The organism is Pricia sp. (assembly GCF_041745955.1).
GTDB lineage: Bacteria > Bacteroidota > Bacteroidia > Flavobacteriales > Flavobacteriaceae > Pricia.
Window position 1 is genome coordinate 1 of record NZ_JBGTHY010000340.1, and the last position, 8,121, is coordinate 8,121.

At 43.7% G+C, this 8,121-nt stretch carries 7 protein-coding genes; 2 read left to right on the forward strand and 5 right to left on the reverse strand.

The genetic code is table 11. The features are described from left to right. Window positions 1-214: 214 nt before the first annotated feature. The 4 genes from ACEW8S_RS12465 to ACEW8S_RS12480 form a co-directional block, all read right to left on the reverse strand. A complete protein-coding gene (locus ACEW8S_RS12465) occupies window positions 215-1,087 on the reverse strand; it encodes a hypothetical protein (protein WP_373518473.1) in 873 nt (290 codons plus the stop codon). A 106-nt stretch (window positions 1,088-1,193) separates the two neighbouring features. Beyond that, complete coding sequence (locus tag ACEW8S_RS12470) at window positions 1,194-2,054, reverse strand: DUF6597 domain-containing transcriptional factor (RefSeq protein WP_373518474.1); 861 nt, start codon at window positions 2,052-2,054, stop codon at window positions 1,194-1,196. A gap of 98 nt (window positions 2,055-2,152) precedes the next feature. After that, on the reverse strand, window positions 2,153-2,551 hold the full coding sequence (locus tag ACEW8S_RS12475) for an ester cyclase (RefSeq protein WP_373518475.1): 399 nt from the start codon (window positions 2,549-2,551) through the stop codon (window positions 2,153-2,155). 101 nt (window positions 2,552-2,652) lie between these two features. After that, entirely contained in the window at window positions 2,653-3,507 is an 855-nt protein-coding gene (locus ACEW8S_RS12480) for a helix-turn-helix domain-containing protein (protein WP_373518476.1), read from the reverse strand. 142 nt (window positions 3,508-3,649) lie between these two features. On the opposite strand from ACEW8S_RS12480, the gene ACEW8S_RS12485 reads away from it, so the two are divergent. Next, window positions 3,650-3,856 carry a hypothetical protein gene (locus ACEW8S_RS12485; protein ID WP_373518477.1) on the forward strand — a complete coding sequence of 69 codons (207 nt, stop codon included), beginning with the start codon at window positions 3,650-3,652 and terminating at the stop codon, window positions 3,854-3,856. A gap of 6 nt (window positions 3,857-3,862) precedes the next feature. Here ACEW8S_RS12485 and ACEW8S_RS12490 read toward each other — a convergent pair whose 3' ends face one another. After that, window positions 3,863-5,410 (reverse strand): NAD(P)H-hydrate dehydratase, encoded by a 1,548-nt coding sequence (locus ACEW8S_RS12490; RefSeq protein WP_373518478.1) that lies wholly within the window; start codon window positions 5,408-5,410, stop codon window positions 3,863-3,865. Between the two features lie 351 nt (window positions 5,411-5,761). Here ACEW8S_RS12490 and thrA point away from each other — a divergent pair. Beyond that, window positions 5,762-8,121 (forward strand): bifunctional aspartate kinase/homoserine dehydrogenase I (thrA, locus tag ACEW8S_RS12495; RefSeq protein ID WP_373518479.1); only part of this gene is annotated, 2,360 nt, incomplete at its 3' end.

An 8,121-nucleotide genomic window follows, 5' to 3' on the forward strand; every position in this document is an offset into this window, starting at 1 on the left:
CTCTTGAGATTTATTCCTTGGGATTTTTGAAACATTGTTTTAAAATTTCATTTCATAGGAAAGTTAACACCGTAAAAAATCAAATTTACCGGTCATAGTATTGTTAATCGGATGTCCTAAAAGTATTGAATTTTAGGTACAGCCAGTTGCCCGTTGGTTGCAAAGAGTTGCCAATAGGTTGCCTTATCGAGATTAAACTCTATGAGTCGCTGATTTAGCGCCAACCGGGATTCGTAATATCACGTGGATCGAAGAAATTCTCTTGCCTTATGATCTTGCCTTCATCATCGACCACAAAGCGATCGACAATCCGCAACGTGCATTTCGGGTTTGAGATATGACAATAGAATTCGGCCGTTGCCCCACTCAGATCTTTATTGGTATAGGTATCCAGAAGTTCGGTCGAAGCGACCAGATCGGGCAAAGGTGCCCACCAGTTTGCCTTTATAAAATCACGCCCAATCATGGCTTCTTGCGATCCGTTCGGATGTATCGGTGCCCTTAGCTCTACTTCTTCATGATAAGGAATCGATTCAAAATTCTTTCCTCCAAGACCTTTTGTGACATAGTCGGCAGCAATTTGGTGCAATAATTTATTCCGTTCTTCTTTGTTCATTTCATGTGTTTCGGAATTTTTTTCACCCGTCAATTGTGCCACGAAGTTATCATGGTCCCAATTCACGGATATTTCCTTGATAAAACCTGTGTCGTCCATCTTAAAAATAAAGATATGGTCTTCCTCAAACGTGTTTCCCTTTGAGACGAGGCCGGCGAAATCTTTTTCCTGTTTCCCCATGATGCTTGCTTCGCAACGTACATCACCGTTCTCTTTCACTACGGAATGGACGGTGTTGTCAATGGTGGGAAAACATTCGATAATATTGTCCCAAATTGCCTTACCGACCTCATGTACGTTCCCCTTACCTGCGGAACCTAAGGGTAGAAAGGCAACGATACAGTCTTCGGTACAATTTGCCAACATACCGGCAACATTTTGCTCTTGATAGGCTTTCATAAAATCTACGGTCCGGTTCTTCCATAATAGGAACAGCGGATCCGAAAGGTCTTTTTTTCTTAATGCTTCCATGATTTCTAATATTTTAGTTTCGTCAAATATATTTTAATAATCACATCGGAAATTGTAAGAATGCGACAACTTTTGGATTTAGGAAGGAGTGAAAAGCAAGCAAATCTCAATTACCATCTTGAAGTCTTCGCTCCACAATACCTACCTGATTGACGTAATTGGCCAATTCTACATTGGTCTTGACATATATCTTGGGAGTGCGACCGGAGAAATATTTAAAATCCTTAATAAAATGACTTTGGTCGTAGTAACCGCCCTCGTGGAGTACATCCATTAAGTTGACATCACGTTTGCCAGCCATAAGCGAACACGTATTGCCGAACCTCCTGATTTTGGCGTAGATTTTCGGACTCACTCCAACTTCGTTTAAAAATTTGCGTTCGAACGTCCGGCGGCTCATGGGTACTTGCCCCATTAACTCCAAGATATTCAATTGCCCTTTTCTGTTGTAAATCTCGTTGGCCGCCTGTGTTATTTCCTTGGTGGCAAAATCGGTCGAAGGCAAACGTTCCAAAAAATAGTTTTCGATGATTGCTACCCGTTCTTGGGCACTTTCGGCATTTTCAATTTTTAGATGGATCACATTCGCGGATGCTACTTCTATTTTGGAAAAGGCAATCCGTTCCCCCGTAAAACCATACATGGGAATATTGTAGAAGTTGAAAAGTGCGGTAGGCCGCAAAGCAGCACCGACCATGCCAATGCTGCCGTATAAATGAAGGGTGTAGTTCTTTAAGGCCTGCCCCCCTAGAAACGACTTCGGAACAACACTTTTTTCATACTTGTAGTTCGAAATTTCATAGGCATCGGCATAATTAACGACTAGTGCGCAAAGTGCACTGGGCGGACTTTCAAAATCCAAGGGCGTTTCAGCTTTTCCTTCCCAAACAAAAAAGCATTCAACAAAATCTTCAAGTGCTTTATTTGGTTTGAATTTTTTGTAGTGCATACCGATACAGATGCCCACAAATTCTTATGGATTTAATTCCAAAAAATTTGTAAAGCTTTATTCGTGTATCTAAAAATACAAAGTATCGCCAGAAAAAATACGGATTGTTGTGTTTCTCAATGCGCCTGTTCTTCCGTTGCTCCGGGCATCACCCCTAACTGCTCCATCAACACCACTTGATCGGCAATCAACCAATGGTCGGTAATCATTCCGTTTTCGATGGTGTAGCGGATACAAAAGGGCAGATCCATTTTCTTTCCGGTCGGGGGAATGCCGTTGAGGGCGCCCTCGTGTATTCCGGTGGCCCTTCCCTGAACGATGACCTTGTTGCCTTCGGTCATCATCTCTTCGATAAAAAGTTCATATTTCGGGAAAGCCCCTTCGAAGAAGGCAATGTGTTCCATCAGTTTTTCATCATTGATGTACTTTTCGCAAAGTTCACGGGTCTTTTCAAATCCCGAAATCTCATTAAAATAGGTGATAATAAACTCCCTGTTTTTCTTTAGCTGATCCATAACGTATTTATTTAGAGGTTAGACATACCCAAAATTAGCCAATCCATAGCTTGTGCAAATGACCTTGGGTTGCGAAAATTTGCCCGTAGGTTGTATACCCTTTATTTGATGTCTGAGGGATTGAAACCAAACTCCCTTTGAAAAGCCCTTGTAAAATGGCTCTTACTGGCAAATCCCGTTTGATAGCCCACCTCGCTGACATTGGCGTCAACTGACTTCGATTGCAACATTTTCTTCGCCCGTTCCAACCGTATGAACCTCAGATATTTTTGGGGCGACATACGGGTCAACGTTTTTAGCTTTCGAAACAATTGAGACCTACTGAGTGCCACTGCACTGGCCAGGCTATCGACCTTGAACTCGGAATCGTTCATGTTGGCGTTGATAATGGCGTTTATCTTTTTTAGGAACACTCCGTCGGTCGCGTTCAGTTGCGAGACCGTATTTTCCAGATTTTTTGAATTGGTAAAGTGGGATGCCAATTTTTTGGATACGGCGGAAAAATAAAAGGGATATTTTTTCGGAGTAAGCAGCCCGTTCCCGGTCGAAACTCCTACCGGTGCAGCCTCCGGTGTTACTGGTATTTCTATAATAAATCGAGTACCCCTGTCTAATTTTTCCAAACGAAGACCATCGCTAACCGTCGATACTATTTCAACGACCCGTGAAAGGTCCACACCTGTATTTTCGATGGACAACATACAACGATCTATGGTATCGCTGCAACTGCCCACGGACACGGTTACGGAATACGACTGCGGGGTAAAGGTTATGATATTGGTCAACAAGACCGTTATCTTGGAAAGTGCGTCAACAGGATTATAAGGGGCGTACAAATGCGGCACTTCTGCCTTAAAATTCAAGGTGACCTGTTGGGCATTGGCAAAAGGCTGCAAACCGGTAACCAATCCGTGGAAAAGGGGAACTAAATCTGCATTGACGTTGAACGAAGACATAGTTGTATGATGGAACTTTTTATGTCAGTAAGGTACTACAACAATCGCTTATTTCCAAACGTTCGATGCCAGTACTTTATAAATGAGTACCGACCACTATCAATAATTAATTCGTAACTTCGATATAATCAAATCAGTTGATATGGTAATCGAACATACGGAGAAAGAGGTAATCATCAGACTTTCACCGGATATGGAAATTGAAGGGCTACAGCGCTTGATAGACTATCTTACTTATAAGGAAGCCATGGCAAAATCCATTGCAAAACAATCGGATGTTGATAAACTGTCGAAAGAGGTTAAAAAAGGCTGGTGGGAGAAGAATAAACTTTCAAACATAGGGCAATAAAGTAAGTTACCCAGGTTCGTTCATCTCAATATCATGATTTTCTTCGGGCGTTTTGAACAAATCCAAAAACGCGCCCCCGATCCCATCAATGACATTAGATGCAGTCAATGCCTGATACCCTGTTTTCTCTACGGCAATATCCCCTGCCCTTCCATGTAGATATACCCCGAAAATAGCGGCTTGTAAAGGTTCATATCCTTGAGCGATCAATCCGGTAATTATTCCTGTCAGCACATCGCCGGTACCGCCGGTTCCCATTCCGGGGTTGCCCGTGGTATTCACGTACCCTTTTCCATCAGAGATCACAATCGTATTCGAACCTTTAATGACCAGAACGCAATCATACGCTTTCGAAAATGCCTTGGCCCTTTCCAGTTTTTCAAAATCGTCGTCCCATTTTCCGATAAGGCGTTCGAGTTCCTTTGGATGCGGGGTCAACACGGTTTTAGACGGTAATTTTTTCAGGAGTTCCTTATTTTCCGAAAGAATATTCAACGCGTCGGCGTCGACCACCAAAGGCGTCTCGTTGCTATCAAGAAAATCGGAAAAAGCCGTTAACGTTTTTTTATCCCTTCCCATACCCATGCCTATTCCGATTGCATTGGGAGAGATATCAAAATCAATTTTTGAAATGTATTTTTCATCCATATCCGTAATCACCATGGCCTCGGGAAAATTTGTTTGTAGGGGAATATATCCGCATTGCGGGATGAATGCAGTAACCAATCCGCTACCTGAACGCAAACAGGCTTTAGCGGCCAAATGCACAGCTCCAATTTTTCCGTAGCTGCCGCCAATGATTAAACTATGGCCGTATGTGCCTTTATGTGAATATTTTTCTCTTGGGATGTAGTGGGACAGCACCTCGTGCTGCCCGATGAGTTCATAATCGGTATCAGCATTCATCAAGAATTCCGTATCCAAACCGATATCCAGTAGTTCCCATTGTTCGGTGTAGATTCCTGTTTCCGGAAGGAAGAAGATTAATTTAGGTACCTGAAAACTTAGGGTATGGTTCGCCTTGACGACCGCTTTTTCATTAGCAGGCGCTTTATCCGTAAATAATCCTGATGGAATATCCACGGAAAGGGTAAAGGCTTGCGAGCGGTGTAGATGCTCGAACAGCTCGACCACCCAACTATCTGGCGGACGGTTTAACCCCAATCCGAAAATGGCATCGACAATGATGTCCTTCCCACCGATTTCGGGCAGATCATCGCCTTCTTCCAGAAATTCGGGCCACACCTCCCCATCTTTCAAACGTTTGAGATTGGTCAAAAAATCGTCGGAGCGTTTTTTACTGTAATTGACCACATATACCGTACTAGTATAGCCGTGTTCCTGAAGCTGCCGCGCCAACGCCAGACCGTCTCCGCCGTTATTGCCGATGCCACAGAATAAATGGATCTTGACCTGTTCGCCCTGCAATCGCAGGTGTAACCAATTGAACAATTGGGTTGCGGCACGTTCCATCAATTCGTCACTGGTGATTTCTTGTTTTTTAATAGTGGCTTTATCAGCGGCGTAGATTTGTTCGGCGGAGAATATTTTCATAAAAATTCTATTTTTTTAGTCATTCTTGCGAAGGCAGGAATCTCGGTGTGTGCAAATATTAGGGTAGTGACTACTAAGTTCCGTATTCGGCCGACCCTAAAACTGAATAATACTTCAACACAACAACGGAATAGAAAAAATTTGATTAAGCACCTAAAAATACTACTTTTGAGGCTTTCTAAACCGTATATTTTTAGCTCGAGCGGACATAAAATTAGACTATATCCCATTAATAATGCATAAACCGTTTTCCTTGTTCGGTTCATCCCGTTGGGATAAGCTAAAAAATTTCTACCACTTTGGCAATTTACCGCGCTCTTTCCCAAATTACCTATTAATACAACCCATATCATGAAAGTCCTGAAATTCGGGGGCACTTCCGTTGCCAACGCACAAAATATAACTTTAGTCAAAAATATCATCGCCCATACGGTGGCAGACAAAATCATAGTAGTGGTCTCCGCTTTTGCAGGGGTTACCGATCAGCTTTTGCATGCCGCACTCTTGGCTTCCGTTCAGAACGGGGACTATAAAAATGTTTTAAAGGACATTGAGGACAGGCACTTGGCTACGATCAAGGAGCTGATTCCCATAAAGGACCAGAGCCAAGTCTTGAGCAAAGTAAAAAGTGACATCAACACCTTGGAAACCTTGTTGGAAGGTGCCTACCTGATTGGGGAAATTACGCCCAAACTATCCGATAAGATCGTGAGCTATGGTGAACTTTTGTCTTCCTATATCATTAGCGAGTTCTTTTTACAGGAAAAGATGGATGTCGTTTACAAGGATAGCAGGGAACTAATAAAGACCGGGGATAGCACCGGAAAGGCGAGTGTACGTTTCAAAAGTACCAATGCCAACTGCGCTGCCTACTTTTCCGAGGTACCGAATAAGTTTATCGTCATGCCGGGCTTTATCGCTTCCTCGGAAAACGGTAGCTCTACCACCTTGGGTAGGGGCGGTTCGGACTATACCGCTGCTATCGTAGCTGCCGCAATCGATGCCGAAGTACTGGAAATCTGGACGGACGTCAGCGGCATGTTTACCGCCAATCCGAAACTGGTCAAACAGGCCAAGGCGATTCCGCTTATATCCTACGAAGAGGCCATGGAACTGTCCCATTTCGGGGCCAAGGTGCTATATCCTCCAACGATACAGCCCGTTTTGGCGAAAGGGATTTCCATCCATATAAAAAATACCCTGGCTCCCGAGGATGCAGGCACCTTGATTACCAAGAACAAAAACGAAAAAGGAAAGACCGTAAGGGGCATTACCCATGTAGGCAATATGGCCTTGTTGTCTTTGGAAGGTCCGGGAATGGTTGGTATCCCCGGTATTTCGAAACGTTTCTTTGAGGTGCTTTCCCAAGCCGAAATCAGCGTTGTCTTTATCACCCAAGCGTCTTCCGAACATTCCATTTGCGTCGGAATTTCGGCAGACGACGTACATCATGCGGTAAACGTGGTCAACACTGCTTTCGAATATGAAATCGAACGCGGAAAAATTAAATCGACCATCGCCGAAATCGACTTGGCCATTATTGCACTGGTAGGTGACAACATGAAGCACCACCAAGGCCTTAGCGGTAAAATGTTCAGCACCTTAGGGAGAAACAATGTCAACATCAGAGCTATCGCCCAAGGGGCTTCGGAACGGAACATTTCCGCAGTTATCATAAAAAGCGATGTGAAGAAAGCCTTGAACGCCCTTCATGAGGAATTTTTTGAGGAAAACATCAAACAGCTCAACCTTTTCGTCATGGGCGTAGGCAATGTCGGCGCCAAATTCTTGGTGCAAGTACGCCAACAACGCAAATTTTTAAAGGAAAACCTAAAACTGAACATTCGGGTCATCGGTATCTCAAACTCCCGCACCATGGTATTTGACGAAAATGGTATCCCGCTGAAAGATTGGGAAACCGTATTAGCCGAAGGTCAAAAGGCGGATAAAATAGGATTTTTCGAAACGGTGCAAAACCTCAATTACAGGAATTCAATTTTTGTGGACAATACCGCCAGCGACGAAGTGGCATCGACCTACCATTCGTATCTGGGCAACAGTATTTCAGTCGTTACCTGTAACAAAATCGCCTGCTCTTCGGACTATGGGAATTATAAAAACCTGAAGGATCTGGCGCGAACCTATAACGCACCGTTTCTCTTCGAGACCAATGTAGGTGCCGGCTTACCTATTATTGACACCTTAAAACATTTAATAGCCTCGGGGGATAAAATCCTTAAAATCCAGGCCGTACTTTCCGGAAGCCTTAATTTTGTGTTCAATAATTTTAGCGCTTCGAACACCTTCCACGATGTGGTCGAACAGGCGAAAGCGGAAGGCTATACCGAACCCGATCCAAAAATCGACCTTAGTGGAATCGACGTGATGCGCAAAATCTTGATCTTGGCGAGGGAAAGTGGTAACCGTCTTGAAATATCCGATATTGAGAATAAGCCCTTCTTACCAAAAGAGAGTTTGGATACCGACAATAACGAGGATTTCTTCGCTTCTTTAAAAAAGTACGAAGCCGATTTTCAGAAACTGTACGCGGAAGCCCAAAAAACGGATAGTAAGTTAAAATATGTGGCCCAATACGAAGACGGAAAAGCGAGCGTCGGCCTACAGCAGATTCCTAAAGGCCATGATTTTTATAATCTCGAAGGAAGTGATAATATTGTGCTGTTCTATACCGAACGCTACCCGAACCAGCC